This is a genomic window from Sphingobacterium thermophilum (assembly GCF_039541675.1).
Lineage (GTDB): Bacteria > Bacteroidota > Bacteroidia > Sphingobacteriales > Sphingobacteriaceae > Sphingobacterium > Sphingobacterium thermophilum.
Genome location: NZ_BAABGR010000003.1, coordinates 63,420 through 84,864, shown reverse-complemented (window position 1 = coordinate 84,864; position 21,445 = coordinate 63,420). Strand labels below are relative to the sequence as shown.

Here is a 21,445-nt window from a genome sequence, read left to right as displayed (position 1 = left end):
CCGTCTTTTTTGCTATGGGTTTGTTGACCAAAGGGAAGCCGATTTAAGCATAGCTCTGCGAGGCAGCTTAAGGTTAGCGACAATTAGTTCGGCGAAGTCTTCCGGCTGCAATACTTTTTCGGGATTGCCGTCGGTCAGTTTGAGTTCTACAGACATGTCGGTAGCGATGGTAGAAGGCATCAAAGTACAGACACGGATGTTGTGCTTACGTACTTCCCGCATCAAAGAATCCGAGAAGCCTATGACGCCGAATTTTGAAGCACTGTAGGCTGAGGTGGTGGCAGCACCGTTCAAGCCGGCGGTAGATGAAACGTTGATGATGTCTCCCTCATTTTTTGCAATAAGCTGTGGTAATACGGCTTTTGTCACAAAATAGGTGCCCAATAGGTTGGTGTTGATGATATCTGTCCAAGTATCTACATCCATATCCATCACAGAGGCGAATACGCCAATTCCGGCATTATTTACCAAGATATCGAATGAGCCAAACTCTTTGTTCAGTTCTTCTACAGCTTTTGATACCTCATTGAAGTTTTTAATATCAAAGGCTTTGTACGCCGCTTTCACACCCAACGCTTCGATTTCTTTGACGGTCTCTTGTAAGGAAGCTTGATTTCTTCCTGTGATAGCTACGTTGATTCCTTCTTTAGCAAAAGCTAGGGCCGTTGCCTTACCTAATCCTCTTCCTCCGCCCGTGATAAGAGCGAACTTTCCTTTTAAATTTTCCATATACGAAGGTACCAATAAAGGTCAGTAAGAACGTCATTTTTGCGCCATAGATTAGTAAAAAATCATTGGAGAGATTAACACGTTTGGGTGACGGGATATATCCATTTGGATTTAGGGGGAATTGCTGTGAAGTTGAGACTTTCTCTGCAGAATAAGGGTAGAAAAAGAGAAAATAGAGAGCTATGTCACACGAAATTTGATGACAGTAGAATTGTGACAGAGAATGAAAGTTTTGACCATTCGATGTAAGAGTCTTTTGTAGCAGGTATTAACTTGCTTTGAGGGTATAAACTGGCTAACGGCTTGCTGATGAATGTGGATTTAATGCCACAGAGAGATTGTAGAATAGGTCTCTTAGCATCGGAATAGGATATCTATTTTAAGAAAACTTCTCATGCTGGGGAAGGCTTTTCAATATTTAGACTTAGGAGACTATTGAATCTGATTGAGCAGTCTATAGCCTTCCATCTGTCGACATATCGCTAATCTTATTTTTTTACCAACAGAGTTTATTGCGCTTTCATTTCTTTATAAAATGTTTTTATTCAAAAAAAATGTTATTTTAGGTAAGATAATAAACCATAAATTATGAAAAGATTTTTGTTAGCTATGGCTGTGGTATGTGGATTTGCCACGGTAGCGAATGGGCAGACATCGTATGGTATCAAAGCGGGTGTTACATTTCCTAAAGTTGTCACCTCCGGTGAGGGGTTGACCATCACTTCTGATGCTAATACGGGATTTTATCTTACCGGTTATGCTGATGTAGGTCTCAGTAATGGTTTTACCTTTCAGCCCGGCATCTCTTTGCAAAATAAAGGAGGAAAGTATCAGATTGGGTCGGAAAATGTGAAGATGAACCTTATGTATATTGAGGTGCCGCTAAATTTTGTTTATTATATCCCTGCAGGGATGGGCAACCTTTTCTTAGGTGCCGGTCCATACGTAGCGTATGGGGTTTCAGCGAAAGTGTCCTATGGCAATTTAAGTGAGAGTGGAAGCTTTGATGAAGCGGATCTCAAGGCTTTCGATGCCGGAGTAAACATTTTAGGTGGTTATAGGCTGGGAAATGGTCTGTCGCTCAATGCAGGTTATGGGTGGGGGTTGACCAACATTGACAAAGATTCGGGAGCTACCACCAAGAACAAGTTGTTTTCGGTAGGTATAGGATTCCAGTTTTAAATAGCAAGAAATTTTGAGGAAGAGCCTTCTCACGCTGGAGAGGGCTTTTTTTATACATTAGACTGACGGATTATTCTTCTGCTCTTCGTATTTTTAGGATATATAGAATTTGTTATGCATAAAATGAAGATTGAGATATGGAGTGACGTGATGTGTCCCTTCTGTTATATCGGTAAAAGAAGATTTGAAAAATCTTTGGAGCATTCTCCTTACAAGGATATGGTGGAAATAGAATGGAAGAGCTTTCAGCTGAATCCTTACCTACAAACGGATCCTTCTTTGAATATTGACGAATATCTGGCTCAACATAAAGGTATAGACTTAGCGCAAGCTAAAGCGCTAAATGCACAGGTCACACAGATGGCTGCACAGGAAGGTCTTGTCTATAATTTCGATAAGTCGATAGTTGCAAATTCTTTCCGGGCTCATGTGCTGACCCACTATGCAAAAGCTTTCGGTAAGCAGAATGATGTCGAAGAGTTTCTGTTTCGAAGTTATTTTACCGAAGGGAAAAATATAGACGATTTGGAAGTTTTAAAAGACATTGCGGATAAGGTAGGATTGTCGGCAGACGATTTTGAGAAGACGCTGCAAGAGGGACGTCTGGATGATGAGGTGAAGATGGATATCCACGAGGCGCGGCAACTTGGAATTCAAGGAGTTCCTTTTTTTGTGTACAACCGTAGGTTTGGAGTTTCCGGTGCCCAGCCCATAGAGGTTTTCGAGAAAACATTGGAAAAAGCTGTAACAGAGTGGAAGGCAAACAATAGTACTTTTGAAATAGAACAGTCAGAAGAAGCTCCTTCTTGTGGGCCTGAAGGTTGCGACTAAGTTCGGTTGTGTAGAAATGGAAAAACCTTCTCCACAAGAGAAGGTTTTTCTTTGGATATTGAAATCTAATTCAATTACACTTTAATTTCAACTTCAACACCTGAAGGTAATTCAAGTTTCATCAACGCGTCAACAGTTTTAGCATTTGATGAGTAGATATCCAATAATCTTTTGTAAGAACATAATTGGAATTGCTCACGTGCTTTTTTGTTAACGTGTGGTGAACGCAATACAGTGTAGATTTTCTTTTCAGTAGGAAGAGGAATAGGACCTGATACTACTGCACCTGTAGGTTTTACTGTTTTTACGATTTTCTCAGCTGATTTGTCAACTAAATTGTAATCGTAAGATTTCAATTTGATTCTAATTCTTTGGCTCATTTTACTTTATTGTTTTAAATGACCTCCTATTAGAGCTATTTGCAATAGGAGGTCGGTTATCCTTTAAATATCTAGATTATTAGTCTTCGATATCTTTGATTTTACCTTTAGACTTAGCTACCACTTCGTCTTGGATGTTACGAGGAGCTTCAGCATAGTGATCAAACTCCATTGTAGAAGTTGCACGACCTGAAGTGATAGTACGTAATTGAGTTACGTAACCAAACATTTCTGATAGTGGTACGTGAGCTTTGATCACTTGAGAACCGTTACGAGAGTCAAGGCCTTGCATTTGACCACGACGACGGTTCAAGTCACCCATAACATCACCCATGTTTTCTTCTGGAGTCAACACTTCCACTTTCATGATAGGCTCCATCAACACTGGGCTACATTTTGGTAAGGCGTTACGGTAAGCTAATTTTGCTGCCAATTCGAATGATAATGAGTCAGAGTCCACAGGGTGGAATGAACCATCGATCAAACGAACTTTCATGCCTGACAATGGGTATCCTGCTAATACACCGTTTGCCATAGCAGCTTCGAAACCTTTTTGTACAGAAGGGATGTATTCTTTAGGAATAGCACCACCCACGATTTCGTTAACGAATTGAAGAGGGCTCTTTGTAACATCCCAATCTTCGTCCACTGGTGAGATAACCACTTTGATATCCGCGAACTTACCACGACCACCAGTTTGTTTTTTGTACACTTCACGGTGTTCGGTAGAGCCTGTGATAGACTCTTTGTAGGCTACTTGAGGAGCACCTTGGTTAACCTCTACTTTGAATTCACGTTTCAGACGGTCGATCAAGATTTCAAGGTGAAGCTCTCCCATACCTTTGATCACTGTTTGACCAGTCTCTTCGTCAGAGAATACTTGGAATGTAGGGTCTTCTTCTGCTAATTTACCTAATGCGATACTCAATTTATCTACGTCAGCTTGAGTTTTAGGCTCGATTGCCAAACCGATAACCGGCTCAGGGAATACCATAGACTCAAGAACGATAGGGTTTTTCTCATCACAAAGAGTATCACCAGTTTTGATATCTTTGAAACCAACTACCGCACCGATGTCACCAGCACCGATTCTTTCGATAGGGTTTTGTTTGTTGGCGTGCATTTGGAAGATACGTGAGATACGTTCTTTGTTGCCCGAACGAGTGTTCAATACGTAAGAACCTGATTCAAGCACACCAGAATACACACGGATGAAACATAAACGACCTACGAATGGGTCAGTAGCGATTTTGAATGCTAAGGCGGCGAAAGGCTCAGACTCAGAAGGTTTACGGTTGATTTCTTGTTCTGTTCTAGGGTCCGTACCTTTTACTGCATCTTGGTCTGCTGGAGAAGGTAATAATTCCATTACCAAGTCAAGCATAGTTTGTACCCCTTTGTTTTTGAACGAAGAACCACAAACCATTGGTACGATAGCGTTGTCTAATACCGCTTTACGTAATGCGTCTAAGATTTCACGTTCTGTCAAAGAATCAGGATCTTCGAAGAATTTTTCCATCAAAGACTCATCGTAAGAAGCTACAGCTTCCAATAATTTTTCGCGGTAGATAGCAACTTCTTCTTTCATGTCATCAGGAATAGGCACTTCTGTATAAGTCATACCTTTGTCGTGCTCATTCCAAACCATACCACGGTTGTTGATCAAGTCAACTACACCTTTGAAGTCATCTTCAGCTCCGATAGGCAACTGTAAAGCTACAGCCTCAGAGCCTAACATGTCTTTTACTTGCTTAACAACTTTCAAGAAGTCCGCACCAGAACGGTCCATTTTGTTTACGAAACCGATACGAGGTACTTTGTAGTTGTCTGCAAGACGCCAGTTTGTTTCTGATTGAGGTTCTACACCGTCTACAGCAGAGAACAAGAATACCAATCCATCCAATACACGTAAAGAGCGGTTTACCTCTACGGTAAAGTCCACGTGTCCTGGTGTATCGATGATGTTCACTTGGTATTTTTTACCGCGGTAGTTCCAGAATACTGTTACAGCCGCAGAAGTAATAGTGATACCACGCTCTTGCTCTTGTGCCATCCAGTCTGTTGTAGCAGAACCTTCGTGGGTTTCACCCAACTTGTGGTTTACACCGGCGTAGTAAAGAATACGTTCTGTAGTTGTCGTTTTACCAGCATCGATGTGGGCAGCGATACCAATATTTCTAACTAATTTTAAATCTTTTCCCATATGATTAAAGTTTCCCTTAGGGGGCTTTTATTTTAAACTGTTTTTGGAAATAAGTACACCGACCTTGATAATAAATTTGCTTTATTATCCAGGGTCGGTGTGCCTATATTTGAATGTCTGTTTTCACTATTAGAATCTGAAGTGTGAGAACGCTTTGTTAGCTTCCGCCATTTTGTGCGTATCTTCTTTCTTCTTAACAGCTGCACCTTCACCTTTAGAAGCTGAAATGATTTCGCCCGCTAATTTCTCGTACATGTTTTTCTCACCACGTTTACGAGCGTAAGTGATTAACCATTTCATTCCCAAGGAAATTTTACGTTCAGGACGTACTTCCATAGGAACTTGGAAGTTAGCACCACCTACACGGCGAGATTTAACTTCTACTGAAGGCATAACGTTGTTTAGAGCTTTTTTCCAAACCTCTAAACCGTTTTCTTGAGTTTTTTGTTCTACTAAATCTATAGCGTTGTAAAAAATAGAGTATGCGATGGATTTTTTACCGTCATACATCATATTGTTTACAAATCTCGTTACCTGAACGTCGTTAAACTTTGGATCAGGCAAAATGATTCTCTTTTTTGGTTTTGCTTTTCTCATTTTCTTTTCCTCCGTTTAATTATTATTTACCTTTTGCTGGAGCCGCCTGTCCTGGTTTAGGACGTTTAGTTCCATATTTCGAACGACGTTGGTTACGACCTGCTACACCTGAAGTATCTAGTGCACCACGGATGATGTGGTAACGCACACCTGGTAAGTCTTTCACACGACCACCACGGATCAATACAATCGAGTGTTCTTGTAAGTTGTGACCTTCACCTGGAATGTACGCGTTCACTTCTTTACCGTTTGTTAAACGTACACGAGCTACTTTACGCATTGCTGAGTTTGGTTTCTTAGGGGTAGTAGTGTATACACGTGTACACACACCTCTTCGCTGTGGACATGAGTCCAACGCTGGTGACTTACTCTTATCAACCAGAGCTACTCTACCTTTTCTAACTAATTGTTGAATAGTAGGCATTTACCTTTCGTTTTAAATTTTTGTTTAAAATCCTTTTTTAAGTCCGCAAAGATATATAGAAAAAATGTAAATGTAAAGTGTTGTGTAGAAAAAAGTTTTAGACATAAACCGCACTTTTCAAGCATTAGCTGCTGTAGGGATGTCTGTTCTTTTTTCTCGTTAAAATGATGTGCAAAGTTAAGGTGTACTTGTCTTTTTTGGAAAATAGTGTTGAAAAATTCTGTATGAAAGATAAGATATGGACGTTAATGGTTACTTTTGAAGTATGAGTCTACACAGAATACTTGTAAGTCTAATCCTTTGTCTGGGCTGTACCTTCGCTGTGGCACAGTCCCTACGCAAAGAAAGTAAAAATCGTAAACTGAAAATTCTTTTGATTTCAGATCTGAACGATAGTTATGGTTCGGTCACCTACAGTAAGGAGGTCCATGATGTGGTGGCGCGTATTAAGGATATTAAGCCGGATCTTATTTTATGTGGGGGAGATATGGTCGCAGGGCAGAAAGCTTTGTTGACGGCTTCGCGTCTGGATTCAATGTGGCTGGCTTTCGGTCAGTATGTGTTGGAACCTATTGCTCAGTTGGGCATACCCTTTGGTTTTACTGTGGGCAATCACGATGCTTCTCCTAGCTATAAGCTTGATAGGGCGGCAGCTTCCTCGTTCTGGATTAAGAATAAGCAAAAGACAAATCTTGTTTTTGTGGATGACACTTACTATCCATACTATTACTCCTATATGAAAGATAATGTGTTTTTCATAAGCTGGGATGCCTCTTCGGCAGTGATTCCTGAGTCCGTGAAGCAGTGGATGGCAGTGCAGTTGGAACAGCCTATAGCTAAGCAAGCTCGTGCGCGCATCGTGCTTGGCCATCTTCCGCTCTATGCTATCGTTGCTTCAAAAAATAAGAAAGGGGAGGTACTTAACGAGGCGGATGCTACGCTTGAATTTCTCCGTAAACACGGTGTGGATATGTATATTTCCGGACATCAGCATGCCTACTATCCGGCGACAAAGGAAGAGCTGGTGCTGCTGCATGCCGGATGTCTTGGTGGAGGGCCTAGACCATTGCTGAGGCATACGGCTCCGGCGACGAAAGCATACGCACTCATCACCCTCCCTAAAAGAAAAGGAATAGAGGCGGTAGAAATAACGGGGTATGAACCGGCTTTCCATTCGCATATAAGCTTGGAAACTTTACCGGATTCCGTTTCTGGATTTAACGGAACAGTTTTTAAATGGAGAAAATAGGTGTATGACCTAAATAAAGAAATCCTAAGCCTCGGCTTAGGATTTCTTTATTAGCTGATAAGCGTAAAATCTATCTGTCTTTTTTCTAAGTCTACTTTTTTCACTTTGATACGTACTTCGTCTCCCAGCTGATATACTTTTTTCTTACGCTGTCCTATGATAGCGTAATTTTTCTCGTCGAGGATGTAGAAATCATCTGTAATATCCCTCAATCTTACCATACCTTCACATTTATTTTCTTCGATCTCCACGTACATTCCCCATTCTGTGACACCAGAAACAATACCGATGTATTCAACGCCAATCTGATTTTGTAAGAATTCGGCTTGTTTGTATTTGATGGACGCTCTTTCGGCTTCGGCTGCTTTCTTTTCCATTTGTGACGAATGTTCGGCCATCTTTTCGTAGTGTTCTATATTAATGTTTTTGCCTCCTTCTAAGTAGAACTGAAGAAGTCTATGTACCATTACGTCTGGATAACGACGTATAGGTGATGTAAAATGGGTGTAGTAGTCGAAAGCTAGTCCGTAGTGCGAATGACGCTTGGTTGTATATATAGCTTTAGCCATGGACCGAATCGCCAAGGAGGTCAAAAGGTTTTGTTCTTTTGTGCCCTCAATACGTGTCATCAGTACATTTAGGGATTTTGCTGCTTCCTTTTCAGTGCGTAGATTGAGCTTATGGCCGAAGCGGGCAGCAAAGGTGGAGAAGCTGGTCAGTGTTTCGGTATTAGGTACATCGTGAAAGCGATACACAAAGCCGGGCTTGTTCTTTCCTTTTCCGCGTTTGCCGATAAATTCTGCCACCTTGCGGTTGGCTAGCAACATGAAGTCTTCTATCAGTTTGTGTGCATCCTTTCGGATCTTGGTGTAGACACCTAAAGGTTTTCCGTTTTCATCCAAGTGAAATTTCACCTCTTCACTTTCGAAGCTTATTGCGCCATTTTTAAATTTGCGTTCACGCAAGATGTGAGCCAGTTCATTTAATTTGAGTATAGCTTCGGCGTGATTCCCTTCTTTTGTTTCGATGATTTCTTGAGCTTCCTCATAAGTGAAGCGGCGGTCCGAATGGATGATGGTGCGGCCGAACCATTCATTCAACACGTTGGCCTTATCGTCCATCTCGAATACGGCAGAAAAGGTAAGCCTATCCACATTGGGTTTTAATGAACATAAATCGTTGGACAAGCGCTCTGGCAACATCGGGATAACACGGTCAACCAAATAGACGGAGGTTCCTCTGCTGAAAGCTTCCTTATCTAAGATAGAGTCCGGCGTGACGTAATAGGTCACGTCCGCGATGTGTACTCCGATTTCGTAATTGCCATTGTCCAGCACACGGAAGGAGATGGCGTCGTCAAAATCTTTGGCGTCGAAAGGGTCTATTGTAAAGGTGAGGACGTCTCTGAAGTCACGACGTTTTGCTATCTCTTCTGTCGGAATTTCGTCCGGTATAGCTTGGACTGCCTTTTCTACCTCATCCGGAAATTTTAGTGGAAAACCGAAATCCGTAAGGATGGCATTCATTTCGGTGTCGTTCTCTCCTTTTTTTCCTAGTACAGCCTTTACCGTACCTATCGGGTTCTTGGCATTTTTTGGCCATTCGATGATGGAGACAACTACCTTCTCTCCATCCTTGGCGCCGTTGAGGTTGGCCAAAGGCACGAAGATATCATTAAGCATTTTCCTGTCATCCGGAAGGAAAAAGGCGTAGTTCTTCGAGATCTCTATCGTTCCGGTGAAATCGGTTTTTGCACGCTGCAAAATTTCCACCACTTCACCTTCTCTTTTCTTTCCTTTTTTACGTTCGTAAACGTGCACTTTAACATAGTCTCCATGGAGAGCTTGTCGCAGCTTTCTTGGAGCTACGAAGATGTCGTTTTCAAGCTCGTCGTCAGGCACGATGTAGGCTGATCCGTCAGCTGTCATATCGACAGTTCCTGTTATGTAAACGTTAAGCTGTCGTAATTTAAATTTCCCTCTTTCGGGTTGTTGGAAGAAGCCTTCTTTGGAGGCGTCATTGAGGATGTCTGCAATAGCGGCTTTTGACTCTGCATCCGTGATGTTAAGCTTTGCCGCTACCTGTTTGTAGTTCATTAGCTGATTACCGTTTTTCTCAAAGACGTCAATAATCAGTTTTGTTAAGACTTCTTTATATGGGTTTTCTTTTTTGTTCTTCATTGAAGTTTTCTGTTGTTCATTTCTTCTATCTTAAACCAAGAGTAGGAGAGGGGCTACTTTCATTTGGGCAGATAGGTATTCTATTCTAGTTGGTTCTAAAGATACAAAATTGATACCAGATATTCATATTAAGCCTTTGTTAAGCTTTTGGATGAAGGTAAAGTTTTGTTTATGAATTTAGTGTTTATTTTAGTTTTAATAATGTATTGATAAATAGTTATTTATTTAGTTTTTATGCTAAAATATTATTTTGTAATAGCTTGATTGTCAGTGTTTTAGTTTGTTGTTGTTTTTTGTCAAGTGTTTTGGATAATTATATGTGTCAATTTAAGTTTTATTTTAGCTGATTTAAATAATTATAAAATAAAGATTTATAATTCTATTTAGCTAAAATAAAGGCGTGATTTTTAGGCATGAAATTCATATTAAAGACCTTTTTTGCACGATATTGAAGAATGTGCAAGATTTTCAGTCTTCAGGTTGTAAGAAAAGTGGAAAGCTATTTATTTTCGGTGATTTCTTCCTGGCAGTTGCTGCAGATACCTACTGCATTAATGCCTATAGAATGAAGGGAAAAATTTTGTGGAACGTTAATCTTTGGAATGGAAATTTCGTCAAGGCAGTACACACTGTTGCATACTGAACAAATGAAATGAACATGCTGATCGTGGTGGTGATGTTCGGTACATTTGGATGAGCATATGGCATAGGTGGCAGTGCCGTGCAGGTCAAAAATTTTGTGGAGTATTCCCTTGTCTTCGAAAGATGCCAGGATGCGGTATAAGGTCACGCGGTCTATTTCGGAGCCGAACACCTTCTCCAATTCGGGTTGTTTGATGGCTGTCTTTTTGTCAGATATTACTTCCAGAACACGAAGGCGCGGTTTGGTAACTTTTAGTCCGTTCGACTTCAAAAGTTGGGTAAAATCAGCTTGAGTAGCTGTCCTATTTACTTCGTGTGCTGCAGTTTTCATGATGTAAAAATACTAAATTTTAAGGGTAAAAGAAAACCCTCCAATGGAGTGTTGGAGGGTTTCACAATATGCGTGTAATTTCGTTTTATTTGCCTGCTGCTTTGGCGTGGTCTGCTAAGAACTGAGCCAAGCCGCTATCAGTTAAAGGATGTTTTAGAAGAGCGGTGATAGCCGACAAAGGACCTGTCATCACATCGGCGCCGATCTTCGCACAGCTTAAGATATGTGCGCTGTGACGGATGGAAGCGGCAAGGATTTGTGTTTGGAATCCGTAGTTGTCATAGATAAGACGGATCTCTTCGATAAGGCCTAAGCCATCTACAGAGATGTCGTCCAAACGGCCAACGAAAGGTGAAACGTAGGTAGCTCCCGCCTTGGCTGCTAATAAGGCCTGACCTGCAGAGAATACCAACGTACAGTTAGTTTTGATACCTTTTTGGCTAAAGTATTTGATAGCTTTAACACCATCTTTAATCATAGGTACCTTAACCACAATCTTAGGGTCTAAAGATGCTAATTTTTCACCTTCTTTAATCATGTTTTCGTAATCGGTAGAGATTACCTCAGCACTTACGTCGCCATCTACGATGTCGCAAATAGCTTTGTAGTGATTTAGAATATTTTCTTCTCCTGTTATGCCTTCTTTTGCCATTAAGCTAGGGTTGGTTGTTACCCCGTCCAATACGCCTAAGTCTTGTGCCTCTTTGATTTGATCTAGGTTGGCTGTGTCGATAAAAAACTTCATGCTCTAATCTGTTGAAATGTAATAAATTTAAAACTATCTATAAATTTAGCTGTTACAAATGTAGTTAATTATTCAATATTTAGAGATATATTGCTTGCATGGAAATTTTCAGGTCGTTGCATTATCCTAATTTTAGGCTGCATACGATAGGACAGTCATTATCCCTTCTAGGTACATGGATGCAGCGCATAGCCATAAGCTGGCTGGTATATGAACTTACGAACTCTGTATTTTGGTTAGGCTTTGTCTCTTTCATTTCTCTTCTGCCTTCGTTGGTGCTGTCGCCTTTTATAGGATCTTTTGTAGACAGGCGCTCTAAATACAGGCTGGTGGTATGGACGCAGGTGCTTCTGATGTTACAGGCGGGGCTGTTGACATTAGTAGTATTTGTCGGTTGGGAGTCAGTAACGTGGTTGTGCGTGCTAGGCTTTACACAAGGGGTGATTAATGCTTTCGATGTGTTGGGCAGACAGGCTCTCTTGTCTTCCTTGGTTGATAATAGAAAGGATTTGCCCAATGCCATTGCGTTGAATTCCTCCGTCTTTAATGCGGCACGTATGGTAGGGCCCGCCATAGGAGGTTTTCTTTTGAGTGCCTATGGTGAACTGATGTGTTTCTTTGTTAATTTCCTGAGTTTTATTCCGGTTTTGACAACTTTGTCGTTGATGAAAGTGAAGGAGAAGCCAATAATCTTATCCAAGGGCAGCTCTCATATGCAAGGGTTGAAGGATGGTTTTGATTATCTGAAGCGATCTCCTCATCTTGCTTCTTTGATTATTATCATGACATTTTCGAGCCTATTTGTCATTCCTTATACTTCTCTATTGCCGGCTGTTGCACGTGATCTATTCCATGGAGATGAAGCAACCTTTTCGTGGTTTGAGTCGGCGGCTGGATTAGGGGCTATGATTGGAGCTATACGGATGGCGAGTCTCAAGTCTGGAGAGAATCTTCGCTATCGAGTAATGTTTTCGGCATTGATCATGGGCGTGTCGCTGTTGTTACTTGCTTATTCACATTTCTTACCTTCTGCCATTTTATCTACTGTAGCGGTATCCTTCGCCATGATGATGCAAAACTCCAGTATCAATACCTATATACAGACCCATTCCTTACCGGCTTTTAGGGCGCGTATAATGTCTTATTATGTGATGGCTTTTCAAGGAATCTTCCCAATAGGAAGTTTGTTAACGGGTGCTATGGCTGAAGCTGTAGGGCTTAAAAATGCGCTTTATATCATGGGAAGTATAGGCGTTTTGATATCCGTTTGTTTCTATATTTATCTACGTCTGCATATTCAACGTAAATTATTTAAGATTGAATATCCTCAATGGAGAAAGTGATACTAATAAGCCCTTAGAAATTTTCTAAGGGCTTATTAGTATAGGTAGAATTAATTTTCGTCTATCCATCTGCCGTCCGCTTTGATGATGTTGATGAGTTCATCTAAGGCGTCGGCAGAATTTACATTACGTTTAACCACTTGCTGACCTCTGTATAAGGTAACTTTACCTGGTCCGGCACCTACATAGCCGTAGTCTGCATCGGCCATCTCGCCGGGGCCGTTCACTATACATCCCATGATGCCAATCTTAAGCCCTTTGAGGTGACTGGTTCGCGAACGAATCATCTGGGTAGTTTCTTGTAGGTCGAACAGGGTACGTCCGCAGCTCGGACAGGAAATATATTCTGTCTTGGAAATGCGGGAGCGGGTAGCCTGCAAAATACCGAATGAAATAGAGGCAAGCTTGTCCGTCGGCGTAGCAGGAGAGTCTATCCATATGCCGGAGCCTAAACCATCTATAAGCAAGGCGCCAAAGTCAGTGGCGGCGTATAGCTGTATCTTTGAGATTGGTTCTTCAGGATTCATCGCATCACCTACGGGTCCTGAAAATTCTTCTCTGGCATAAGAACGTTTGATGATAACAGGAATATCTAATCCTATTTCCTGCAGATTGGCAAAAAACTGGCGCTGATCAGCCATGCCATGAACATGGTCGGTTTCCACGACAAATACCAGTGTATGGTCAATGCTAAGGTTGCTGAACTCTTCGCTGTTTAGCTCATCGTTGCGAAGACGTACTATATTTAATGCCGGATCTTTAATCTCTGCAGTATTGTATTCAGCCAAAGAGTAGATAGGGTGTATATTCGTTTTGTTGGAGAGTTGGAGCCAGGTTTTGTAGTTATAAAGTTGTTTAAGGTTACCCGGCATGGTGAATGAAGGCAATTCATCGGCAAGATATACGAAATCCACCGATTGGTCTCCCATGTGGTATTTGTCATTCAGCGCATCATATTTGTATCCTACATCCGAAAGGATAAAAGGATCTTTTAGGTTGCGGGATGAAATATCTATGATTACACGTGGAACCATGGATCCGCCGATGAAGGCGTTGACTTCTCTTGTATGGTAAGGGGTCGTTTTCTGCTCGGCGCTGAAAGCTAGGATTTCTCTGTTCTTCTGGGCCGCCTGTGTCTTACGTGTACTGTAGCGATTTACCAAGGCTATGGCTACCGGTGCTTCCTTTTCCGGTTCTTCGGTCAGCGAGACACGTATTGTGTCTCCAATACCATCTTCCAACAGCGTTCCAATACCTACGGCAGATTTTATGCGTCCATCTTCACCGTCTCCTGCTTCTGTCACCCCGAGGTGTAATGGGTAGTTCATGTTTTCTGCTACCATTCTTTCTACCAGGAGGCGGTAAGCCTGAACCATTACCTGCGGATTGGATGATTTCATCGACACGCAGAGGTTATGAAATTTTAGGTCCTCACATATGCGTATAAATTCCATGGCGGATTCTACCATGCCTTCCGGTGTGTCTCCATATCTACTCATGATGCGGTCAGATAAGGAACCGTGGTTGGTACCTATACGCATTGCTGTTCCGTACTCTTTACAGATAGCCACCAAAGGGGCAAACTTTTTATAGATACGATCTAGTTCAGCCTGATATGCTTCGTCTGTATAATCTATTTGATCGAAACGTTTTTTGTCAGCATAATTGCCGGGATTGATACGTACCTTTTCTACGATACGAGCAGCCACTTCCGCGGCATTAGGGGTAAAGTGTATATCTGCTACCAGCGGTACGTTGCATCCTCTGGCACGTAATTCCTTTTTAATGTTGGCGAGATTTTCAGCTTCTTTGATGCTTGGGGCCGTGATACGCACATATTCACAGCCAGCTTCTACCATGCGTATGGTTTGTTCTACCGTACCTAGCGTGTCCATCGTATCGATAGTTGTCATACTTTGGATACGTATAGGGTTATTTGCGCCCATAGGTACATCGCCAATATAGATTTCCCTTGTTTTGAAACGGGAATATATAAGCTTGGAGTTACAATAGCCTCCAGGCAATGTCAAACGTTGTTGTGCTTCCATTACAAGTACAAAGGTAGGTATTTATAGGTTTATTACTAACCTATTTTAATATCTCTCTATGGTCAGTGAGTTGGCAGCCCCATTGATTTCAATAATATATTTTTGGGAAGCGGAGTTGAAGTTTGCTGTCTGCCACTGGTCATCCACTTTGGTGAATCCATCCAGTTTGTTAGAGGAAAGGATGGTAGCCATCTCGACAGCACAGGCAGCATCTTTCGGTATGGAAATTTTGCAGGCCGAGGCCGCTGTATTGACTTCTATAGTGGTTTCTCGCTTAACGGGATTTCCCAACTTTAATTGAATATCTGCTGCGGCGCCGTTCAACTCCAAGTTGGAGAATTGGCAGCTGCTGAAGTCAGCATCGAAGCGAGACGCAGCAATGTTGAAGGATAAGTCCCACACAAAATCTTTATGAAAAGCCAAGGTGACAAAATTATCTTTGGCCTTTTTATTCGTGATGCTACCATAAAGCTCAATACTGTTTCTTTTCTTCTCCAAAGAGAAACCTATGCTTTTGTTGGTAGATTTTGCTTCTAGAAAATGATGGGTAGTGCTATCTATAGTTATGGTAGCTGCACTAATATTAAAGGAAAATTCCGGATTAGATACAGAATCTTTTAACGGTATGATTACACTGTTCGGAGAGTTCCCCTTGGTTTTTACCGAACTTTCAAAGTTAATCTTATCTTTCCAGTTGAACTTTTCTTCCGAAGTGTAACCTATTACTGCCAAAAATGCACATATAGCTACGTTGGCAGCAATGATTATCGCGGTTCCAAAGTTTTTATATTGAAACATTAAGTTTATTCCAACGGAGATAATGATCAAAGGCCAGTATTTGAGTATAGCATAAAAGTTGAAATGCACCACATCAAAATTGTGCAGTAAAGCCACAATTCCGAAAAACACTAACCAAATTCCTGTCGATATTGTCCCTCTCATACCTAAAAATTAATCTAATATCCTGATTCTTTCGCTAATCTACACAAGAAAATATATTATATATAACATTTTTCGGCGAAGTAAGTATTACTTTCGGTAAATGTCATGAATTTGCGAGTTTCGATAAACAATTTATGACATTCAGCGGTTATATAATTCAGTGATAAATATGTATTTTAGCGTAAACCGTAAGTGAATATATGATCTTCTATTATTTTGGTGAATACTTACTTTTACTTAAGAAGGTTTTCAAAAGACCCGAAAAGTGGAGAGTATATTGGAAGCAGATTCTTTATGAGATGAACGATATAGGGGTAGGGTCTTTGGGGTTGATACTTATTATTTCCACCTTTATAGGAGCCGTAATGACCATGCAGATTGCTTATCAGCTGGACTCCGGCTTTATTCCTAATTCGGTGATAGGGCAAATCAACCGAGATTCCAATATTCTAGAGTTGGGGCCTACAATCTCGGCGTTAGTGCTTATGGGTAAGGTAGGGTCTTCCATAGCCTCTCAAATCGGCTCTATGCGTGTTACCGAGCAGATTGATGCCCTGGAGATTATGGGGATAAATGCTGCCGGCTATCTGATCTTGCCTAAGATTATAGCGGGAGTGGTGATGATTCCTGTCTTAGTCATTGTTGCTATAGGCTGTGCCTTGGTAGGAGGTCTTGTCGGAGGTACTTTGACTGATGCAGTAACTCCTACAGAATATGTTGCCGGAATTCAGACAGCTTTTAAGGGGTATACCGTGGCGGTAGCCCTCGTCAAGGCCGTAGTATATGGCTTTATCATCACATCTGTGCCTGCATATAAAGGTTTCTTTGTGCGTGGTGGGGCGCTAGAGGTGGGAGCCGCGGCAACCAAGTCTGTAGTAATAGGATGTATCACGATTCTGGCAACAGATTATTTGATTACAGCATTAATGTTATAGTAGCGAAGGCATGATAGAAATTAGGAATATACATAAATCTTTTGGAGACAATGCGGTATTGCAAGGTATTGATGCTGTATTTGAGCCGGGGAAGGTGTCGCTTATCATTGGAGGGTCGGGATCCGGAAAAAGTACTTTGCTGAAATGTATGGTAGGTCTTCATAAACCCGATGAGGGGCAGGTGTTTTTTGATGGCAAGGAATTTACGTCCATGAATTTTGAGGAGAAGGTACCTATCCGTAAGGAGATAGGCATGCTCTTCCAGAATTCTGCTCTTTTTGACTCCATGACCGTAGAGCAGAATATCATTTTTACACTGGACATGTTTTCGGATATGAGTAAGTCAGAGAAGAGGGACAGGGCTAACTTCTGTTTGGAACGCGTGAACCTGAAGAATACCAATAAGCTTTATCCTTCGGAGTTGTCGGGAGGTATGAAGAAGCGTGTAGGTATTGCCCGTGCTATAAGTATGAACCCAAAATATCTGTTCTGCGATGAGCCTAACTCGGGACTGGATCCTGCAACATCCATCTTAATTGATGAGCTTATACAAGAGCTCACCCAAGAATATCAGTGTACTACGGTGGTGGTAACACACGACATGAACTCGGTAATGGGAATAGGAGAGTATATTCTTTTTCTATATAAGGGTCAAAAATTCTGGGAAGGCTCCAACCAGGATATGCTGCATTCGGATGTAGAGGAGTTGAATGATTTTGTCTTTGCCAGCCCGTTGATGAAGGCTGCAAGGAATGTGATGAAGTAAGAGTCTCAACCTGCTTAGTTCGCTATTTTTCTTTACTTTTGCAAAAATAAAAGAAAAGCACATTGTCAACTCCAACGAATATTCAGCTATTGACACCACAACACTGGAAAGATTATGAATTGATCGACTGTGGTGATTTTGAAAAATTAGAACGTTTCGGAAACCTTATCTTGATTCGTCCGGAGCCTCAGGCTGTATGGCCGAAAGCTTTGGGTGATGCCGAATGGAATAAGCGTTATCATATCAAATTCAAAGGACGTTCAGCAACCAGCGGCGATTGGATCAAGAAAAATCCCAAAACCGTAGATCGCTGGCATATAGAATATAAAAACAAAGATGTAGCCATAAAGTTCCGTCTAGGATTGACATCCTTCAAACATGTGGGCATCTTTCCTGAACAGGCCGTAAACTGGGATTATATCTCAGAATCCATTAAATCCTTCAAAACACCTAAGCCCCGAGTGCTGAACCTCTTCGCTTATACAGGGGGAGCTTCTATGATAGCGCGTGCTGCCGGTGCTGACACCACTCACGTGGATTCTATCAAGCAGGTGGTAACTTGGGCCAACGAAAATCAGGAACTGTCCGGGTTATCGGACATCCGCTGGGTGGTGGAAGATGCTTTGAAGTTTGTGAAACGGGAGGTAAAACGCGGCAATAAATACAACGGTATTATCCTTGATCCTCCGGCCTATGGCCACGGTCCGAAAGGTGAAAAGTGGAAACTGGAAGACCATATCATGGAGATGATGCAGGATGTGGTGCAGCTGCTGGATCCTAAAGAGCATTTCTTGATATTGAACACCTATTCTTTGGGCTTTTCTTCGGTAATCGTAGAAAACCTTATTACTATGGCTTATCCACAGGTAGAAAACCTCGAAATAGGGGAACTTTATCTACAGGCTACTGCCGGCCCTAAGCTGCCATTAGGGGTGTTCGGTAAGTTTAGAAAATTTGCAAAATAAGATATTCTGAATACAAAATACCCCTTAGTATACGCTTAGGGGTATTTTTTTTATGCTTTGAAGATGATGGTCTTGTTGCCGTTGAGCATGACACGATCTTCCGTAATCAGCTGAATAGCCCTTACGAGCACAGCCTTTTCAATTTCCTGCCCTGCTCTTCTCATCTTCTGTACATCATAACTGTGGTCTATATTTTTGGTGCTCTGCACGATGATAGGACCTTCATCGAGGTCATTCGTAACAAAATGCGCCGTGGCTCCTATGATCTTCACACCTCTGTCGTGAGCCTGTTTGTAGGGGTTGGCGCCAATGAAAGCGGGAAGAAATGAATGGTGTATGTTGATAATCCTATTTTCAAATTCGGAAACAAACTTCGGTGAGAGGATACGCATGAATTTGGCCAATACAATATAGTCGGGAGCGACTTCTCTTAGCTTCAGGCTTATTTCCTGTTCAAATTCCTCTTTGGATTTGTTTTCATGTGAAATATGGAAAAACGGAATATCGAAGCGTTCGGTGAAATCACGGAGGTTGTCATAGTTACCTATGACGGCGCACACTTCTCCATTGAGTGTGTTGAAATAGTGACGTACTAAGATGTCGGCCAAGCAATGATGCTCTTTGGTGACTAGAATCGCCAGTCGCTTTTTGTGGGAAGGGTTAATCTTTATCTCCGCATTGGGAGGCAAGACTGCTTTGAGGTGGCTGTAGAGACCATTGGATTCTTCGACGTTCCCTGTGCATTCTACACGGAGGAAGAATTTACCGTGTTCAATATCCACAAACTCACGCATGGTGACGATGTTGAGCTTGTGCTTAGCTAATACATTAGATACATTTGCCACGAGTCCTACGGCATCTTGGCACTGAATAAGGATGAGTGTCTGTGTCATGTAGTTTAGGTTGTTGTATGTCGAATATAACCAAAAAAGCCTCCAAAAATGGAGGCTTCGTCACTATTTTGAATTTTATACTGCTGCTTGAATGAGCTCTTCCTCCCGGTCTATTTCCACACGTAGATTTTCGACAATATGTTTCTGTCTGTCTGGTGTGTTTTTCCCCATGTAATATTCCAACACCTGAGGTAATTTGTTCTCTTTGGTGAGGATTACAGGTTCAAGACGCATATCTTCGCCGATAAACTGTCCGAATTCGGAAGGAGATATCTCACCCAATCCTTTGAATCGTGTGATTTCCGGCTTTCCTCCCAACTTTTTGATGGCATTTACGCGTTCTTCATCTGAATAGCAGTAAATGGTTTCTTTCTTGTTGCGAACACGGAATAATGGTGTCTGCAGGATATAAACGTGTCCTGCCTTTACCAGGTCGGGGAAGAATTGAAGGAAGAAAGTCATCATCAGTAGTCGAATGTGCATACCGTCCACATCGGCATCCGTAGCGATGACAATATTGTTATAACGTAGTCCCTCAAGTCCGTCTTCGATATTCAGAGCGTGTTGAAGTAGGTTGAACTCTTCGTTCTCATAAACCACTTTTTTTGTCAAACCAAAACAGTTAAGGGGTTTACCTCTTAAGCTGAATACCGCTTGGGTCATCACATCTCGTGACTTAGTGATGGATCCCGAAGCAGAATCCCCCTCCGTAATGAAAAGGGTGGTTTCCAGTGCTCTTTCGTGCTTATCTCCAAAATGTATTTTGCAGTCGCGTAGCTTTCTGTTGTGCAGTGACGCTTTTTTAGCTCGTTCATTGGCGAGCTTTTTGATGCCGGCGATATCTTTACGTTCTCTTTCGGACTGTAAGATGCGTTTTAATAGAGCTTCGGCTGTAGTCGGTTCTTTGTGGAGGTAGTCGTCCAGCGCTTTCTTCACAAAATCGTTGACGAAGGTACGTACTGTAGGTCCTTCAGGGCCGACGCTCTGCGATCCCAGTTTTGTTTTCGTCTGCGACTCGAATACCGGTTCCTGCACTTTGATTGCTATAGCACCGATGATGGAAGCTCGTATATCGGAGGCGTCAAAATCTTTTTTGTAAAATTCGCGAATCGTCTTCACCACAGCTTCTCGGAAAGCTGCCTGGTGTGTACCACCCTGTGTGGTATGCTGACCATTTACGAATGAATAATACTCCTCCCCGTATTGCTGACCGTGGGTCATGGCAATTTCGATATCGTCTCCTTTCAGATGAATGATTGGGTAACGCATGCTTTCCGGGTCTATATTCCTTTCGAGAAGGTCTTTCAGTCCATGCTGGGATACGAACTTCTTCCCGTTGAAATTGATGGTCAGCCCTGAGTTGAGGAAAACATAATTCCAGATCATGTTTTCTACAAACTCAATACGATATTTATAGTGTTTGAAGATGGTCTCATCAGGACAGAAAGTTACGGCAGTACCGTTACGCTGTGTGGTGTCCTTTTGTTCGTCGGACACCAATACTCCTTTGCTGAAGGAAGCTATGCGGGTCTTGCCGTCACGGTAAGATTGAACGGTAAACTGCGTAGAGAGGGCATTCACCGCTTTAGTACCCACACCGTTAAGTCCCACAGACTTTTGGAAAGCTTTGCTGTCGTATTTACCTCCGGTATTGATTTTGGATACTACGTCCACCACAGATCCCAACGGGATACCACGGCCATAGTCGCGTACCGAAACTTTATTTTCCGTTACGGTTATATCTATCGTCTTTCCGGCTCCCATTACGAACTCATCGATGGAATTGTCGACAATTTCCTTTAATAATACATAGATACCGTCATCATACGCTGAGCCGTCTCCCAGCTTTCCGATATACATTCCCGGACGTAAGCGTATGTGTTCTTTCCAATCTAATGAGCGGATACTATCTTCGTTATATGTCGTCATGGTTTAGCCTAAAATTAATGCGTAACAAAAATATAAAAAACTTGTGATTTCTTTTAGTGCCTTCCATAGGGAAGCCTTTGATAAACTGAAGAAAGAAAAAGAGCCGAAGGACAATAATTGTTTCGGCTCTT

The 21,445-nt window shown here is 41.9% G+C and carries 19 protein-coding genes; 7 read left to right on the top strand and 12 right to left on the bottom strand.

The genetic code is table 11. The features are described 5' to 3' along the window. Window positions 1-12: 12 nt before the first annotated feature. A complete protein-coding gene (locus ABD873_RS01115) occupies window positions 13-729 on the bottom strand; it encodes a 3-ketoacyl-ACP reductase (protein ID WP_039053490.1) in 717 nt (238 codons plus the stop codon). Between the two features lie 588 nt (window positions 730-1,317). On the opposite strand from ABD873_RS01115, the gene ABD873_RS01110 reads away from it, so the two are divergent. Both ABD873_RS01110 and ABD873_RS01105 read left to right on the top strand, forming a co-directional pair. Further along, entirely contained in the window at window positions 1,318-1,911 is a 594-nt protein-coding gene (locus tag ABD873_RS01110; RefSeq protein ID WP_345063474.1) for a porin family protein, read from the top strand. A 123-nt stretch (window positions 1,912-2,034) separates the two neighbouring features. After that, window positions 2,035-2,742, top strand: coding sequence for a DsbA family oxidoreductase (locus ABD873_RS01105; protein WP_039053499.1), 708 nt, complete (start codon window positions 2,035-2,037; stop codon window positions 2,740-2,742). A 74-nt stretch (window positions 2,743-2,816) separates the two neighbouring features. On the opposite strand, the gene rpsJ is transcribed toward ABD873_RS01105, so the two are convergent. The 4 genes from rpsJ to rpsL all read right to left on the bottom strand — a co-directional run bounded on the left by rpsJ (window position 2,817) and on the right by rpsL (window position 6,346). Next, on the bottom strand, window positions 2,817-3,122 hold the full coding sequence (gene rpsJ, locus ABD873_RS01100) for a 30S ribosomal protein S10 (protein ID WP_039053489.1): 306 nt from the start codon (window positions 3,120-3,122) through the stop codon (window positions 2,817-2,819). A 79-nt stretch (window positions 3,123-3,201) separates the two neighbouring features. Next, window positions 3,202-5,325, bottom strand: coding sequence for an elongation factor G (fusA, locus tag ABD873_RS01095; protein WP_345063468.1), 2,124 nt, complete (start codon window positions 5,323-5,325; stop codon window positions 3,202-3,204). 129 nt (window positions 5,326-5,454) lie between these two features. Continuing rightward, on the bottom strand, window positions 5,455-5,922 hold the full coding sequence (gene rpsG, locus ABD873_RS01090) for a 30S ribosomal protein S7 (protein ID WP_039053487.1): 468 nt from the start codon (window positions 5,920-5,922) through the stop codon (window positions 5,455-5,457). A gap of 22 nt (window positions 5,923-5,944) precedes the next feature. Next, window positions 5,945-6,346: a 30S ribosomal protein S12 gene (gene rpsL, locus ABD873_RS01085; protein WP_345063464.1), complete on the bottom strand. Its 402-nt coding sequence runs from the start codon at window positions 6,344-6,346 to the stop codon at window positions 5,945-5,947. Window positions 6,347-6,611: 265 nt separating this feature from the next. Here rpsL and ABD873_RS01080 point away from each other — a divergent pair, with 265 nt between their 5' ends. After that, window positions 6,612-7,595: a metallophosphoesterase family protein gene (locus ABD873_RS01080; RefSeq protein WP_345063461.1), complete on the top strand. Its 984-nt coding sequence runs from the start codon at window positions 6,612-6,614 to the stop codon at window positions 7,593-7,595. A 50-nt stretch (window positions 7,596-7,645) separates the two neighbouring features. Here ABD873_RS01080 and rnr read toward each other — a convergent pair whose 3' ends face one another. The 3 genes from rnr to fsa all read right to left on the bottom strand — a co-directional run bounded on the left by rnr (window position 7,646) and on the right by fsa (window position 11,493). Continuing rightward, window positions 7,646-9,775: a ribonuclease R gene (gene rnr / locus ABD873_RS01075; RefSeq protein WP_345063458.1), complete on the bottom strand. Its 2,130-nt coding sequence runs from the start codon at window positions 9,773-9,775 to the stop codon at window positions 7,646-7,648. Window positions 9,776-10,274: 499 nt separating this feature from the next. Further along, window positions 10,275-10,748 carry a Fur family transcriptional regulator gene (locus ABD873_RS01070; RefSeq protein ID WP_039053485.1) on the bottom strand — a complete coding sequence of 158 codons (474 nt, stop codon included), beginning with the start codon at window positions 10,746-10,748 and terminating at the stop codon, window positions 10,275-10,277. An 85-nt stretch (window positions 10,749-10,833) separates the two neighbouring features. Continuing rightward, window positions 10,834-11,493: a fructose-6-phosphate aldolase gene (fsa, locus tag ABD873_RS01065; protein ID WP_039053484.1), complete on the bottom strand. Its 660-nt coding sequence runs from the start codon at window positions 11,491-11,493 to the stop codon at window positions 10,834-10,836. 98 nt (window positions 11,494-11,591) lie between these two features. Here fsa and ABD873_RS01060 point away from each other — a divergent pair, with 98 nt between their 5' ends. Then, window positions 11,592-12,836, top strand: a complete 1,245-nt coding sequence (locus tag ABD873_RS01060; protein WP_345063453.1) for an MFS transporter — start codon at window positions 11,592-11,594, stop codon at window positions 12,834-12,836. 50 nt (window positions 12,837-12,886) lie between these two features. Here the strand turns inward: ABD873_RS01060 and ispG are convergent, their stop codons facing one another. Further along, window positions 12,887-14,884 (bottom strand): (E)-4-hydroxy-3-methylbut-2-enyl-diphosphate synthase, encoded by a 1,998-nt coding sequence (gene ispG / locus ABD873_RS01055; protein ID WP_345063450.1) that lies wholly within the window; start codon window positions 14,882-14,884, stop codon window positions 12,887-12,889. Window positions 14,885-14,929: 45 nt separating this feature from the next. After that, the gene (locus ABD873_RS01050) at window positions 14,930-15,826 is read right to left on the bottom strand and encodes a LiaI-LiaF-like domain-containing protein (protein ID WP_345063448.1); all 897 of its coding nucleotides are present in this window, start codon (window positions 15,824-15,826) and stop codon (window positions 14,930-14,932) included. 200 nt (window positions 15,827-16,026) lie between these two features. Between ABD873_RS01050 and ABD873_RS01045 the strand changes: the two genes are divergently transcribed. From ABD873_RS01045 to ABD873_RS01035, 3 genes are all read left to right on the top strand, one after another. Further along, on the top strand, window positions 16,027-16,761 hold the full coding sequence (locus ABD873_RS01045; RefSeq protein WP_345063446.1) for an MlaE family ABC transporter permease: 735 nt from the start codon (window positions 16,027-16,029) through the stop codon (window positions 16,759-16,761). 10 nt (window positions 16,762-16,771) lie between these two features. Further along, window positions 16,772-17,527, top strand: coding sequence for an ABC transporter ATP-binding protein (locus tag ABD873_RS01040; RefSeq protein ID WP_345063444.1), 756 nt, complete (start codon window positions 16,772-16,774; stop codon window positions 17,525-17,527). Window positions 17,528-17,589: 62 nt separating this feature from the next. Further along, on the top strand, window positions 17,590-18,492 hold the full coding sequence (locus ABD873_RS01035) for a class I SAM-dependent methyltransferase (protein ID WP_345063441.1): 903 nt from the start codon (window positions 17,590-17,592) through the stop codon (window positions 18,490-18,492). A gap of 50 nt (window positions 18,493-18,542) precedes the next feature. Here the strand turns inward: ABD873_RS01035 and purU are convergent, their stop codons facing one another. Next, entirely contained in the window at window positions 18,543-19,385 is an 843-nt protein-coding gene (gene purU, locus ABD873_RS01030) for a formyltetrahydrofolate deformylase (protein WP_039053481.1), read from the bottom strand. Window positions 19,386-19,460: 75 nt separating this feature from the next. Beyond that, entirely contained in the window at window positions 19,461-21,314 is a 1,854-nt protein-coding gene (locus ABD873_RS01025) for a DNA topoisomerase IV subunit B (RefSeq protein ID WP_345063436.1), read from the bottom strand. Window positions 21,315-21,445 lie beyond the last annotated feature (131 nt).

Coding starts and splice junctions, on each gene's coding strand:
- ABD873_RS01115 (WP_039053490.1), bottom strand. CDS start 729: ATGGAAAATTTAAAAGGAAAGTTCGCTCTTATCACGGGCGGAGGAAGA.
- ABD873_RS01110 (WP_345063474.1), top strand. CDS start 1,318: ATGAAAAGATTTTTGTTAGCTATGGCTGTGGTATGTGGATTTGCCACG.
- ABD873_RS01105 (WP_039053499.1), top strand. CDS start 2,035: ATGAAGATTGAGATATGGAGTGACGTGATGTGTCCCTTCTGTTATATC.
- rpsJ (WP_039053489.1), bottom strand. CDS start 3,122: ATGAGCCAAAGAATTAGAATCAAATTGAAATCTTACGATTACAATTTA.
- fusA (WP_345063468.1), bottom strand. CDS start 5,325: ATGGGAAAAGATTTAAAATTAGTTAGAAATATTGGTATCGCTGCCCAC.
- rpsG (WP_039053487.1), bottom strand. CDS start 5,922: ATGAGAAAAGCAAAACCAAAAAAGAGAATCATTTTGCCTGATCCAAAG.
- rpsL (WP_345063464.1), bottom strand. CDS start 6,346: ATGCCTACTATTCAACAATTAGTTAGAAAAGGTAGAGTAGCTCTGGTT.
- ABD873_RS01080 (WP_345063461.1), top strand. CDS start 6,612: ATGAGTCTACACAGAATACTTGTAAGTCTAATCCTTTGTCTGGGCTGT.
- rnr (WP_345063458.1), bottom strand. CDS start 9,775: ATGAAGAACAAAAAAGAAAACCCATATAAAGAAGTCTTAACAAAACTG.
- ABD873_RS01070 (WP_039053485.1), bottom strand. CDS start 10,748: ATGAAAACTGCAGCACACGAAGTAAATAGGACAGCTACTCAAGCTGAT.
- fsa (WP_039053484.1), bottom strand. CDS start 11,493: ATGAAGTTTTTTATCGACACAGCCAACCTAGATCAAATCAAAGAGGCA.
- ABD873_RS01060 (WP_345063453.1), top strand. CDS start 11,592: ATGGAAATTTTCAGGTCGTTGCATTATCCTAATTTTAGGCTGCATACG.
- ispG (WP_345063450.1), bottom strand. CDS start 14,884: ATGGAAGCACAACAACGTTTGACATTGCCTGGAGGCTATTGTAACTCC.
- ABD873_RS01050 (WP_345063448.1), bottom strand. CDS start 15,826: ATGAGAGGGACAATATCGACAGGAATTTGGTTAGTGTTTTTCGGAATT.
- ABD873_RS01045 (WP_345063446.1), top strand. CDS start 16,027: ATGATCTTCTATTATTTTGGTGAATACTTACTTTTACTTAAGAAGGTT.
- ABD873_RS01040 (WP_345063444.1), top strand. CDS start 16,772: ATGATAGAAATTAGGAATATACATAAATCTTTTGGAGACAATGCGGTA.
- purU (WP_039053481.1), bottom strand. CDS start 19,385: ATGACACAGACACTCATCCTTATTCAGTGCCAAGATGCCGTAGGACTC.
- ABD873_RS01025 (WP_345063436.1), bottom strand. CDS start 21,314: ATGACGACATATAACGAAGATAGTATCCGCTCATTAGATTGGAAAGAA.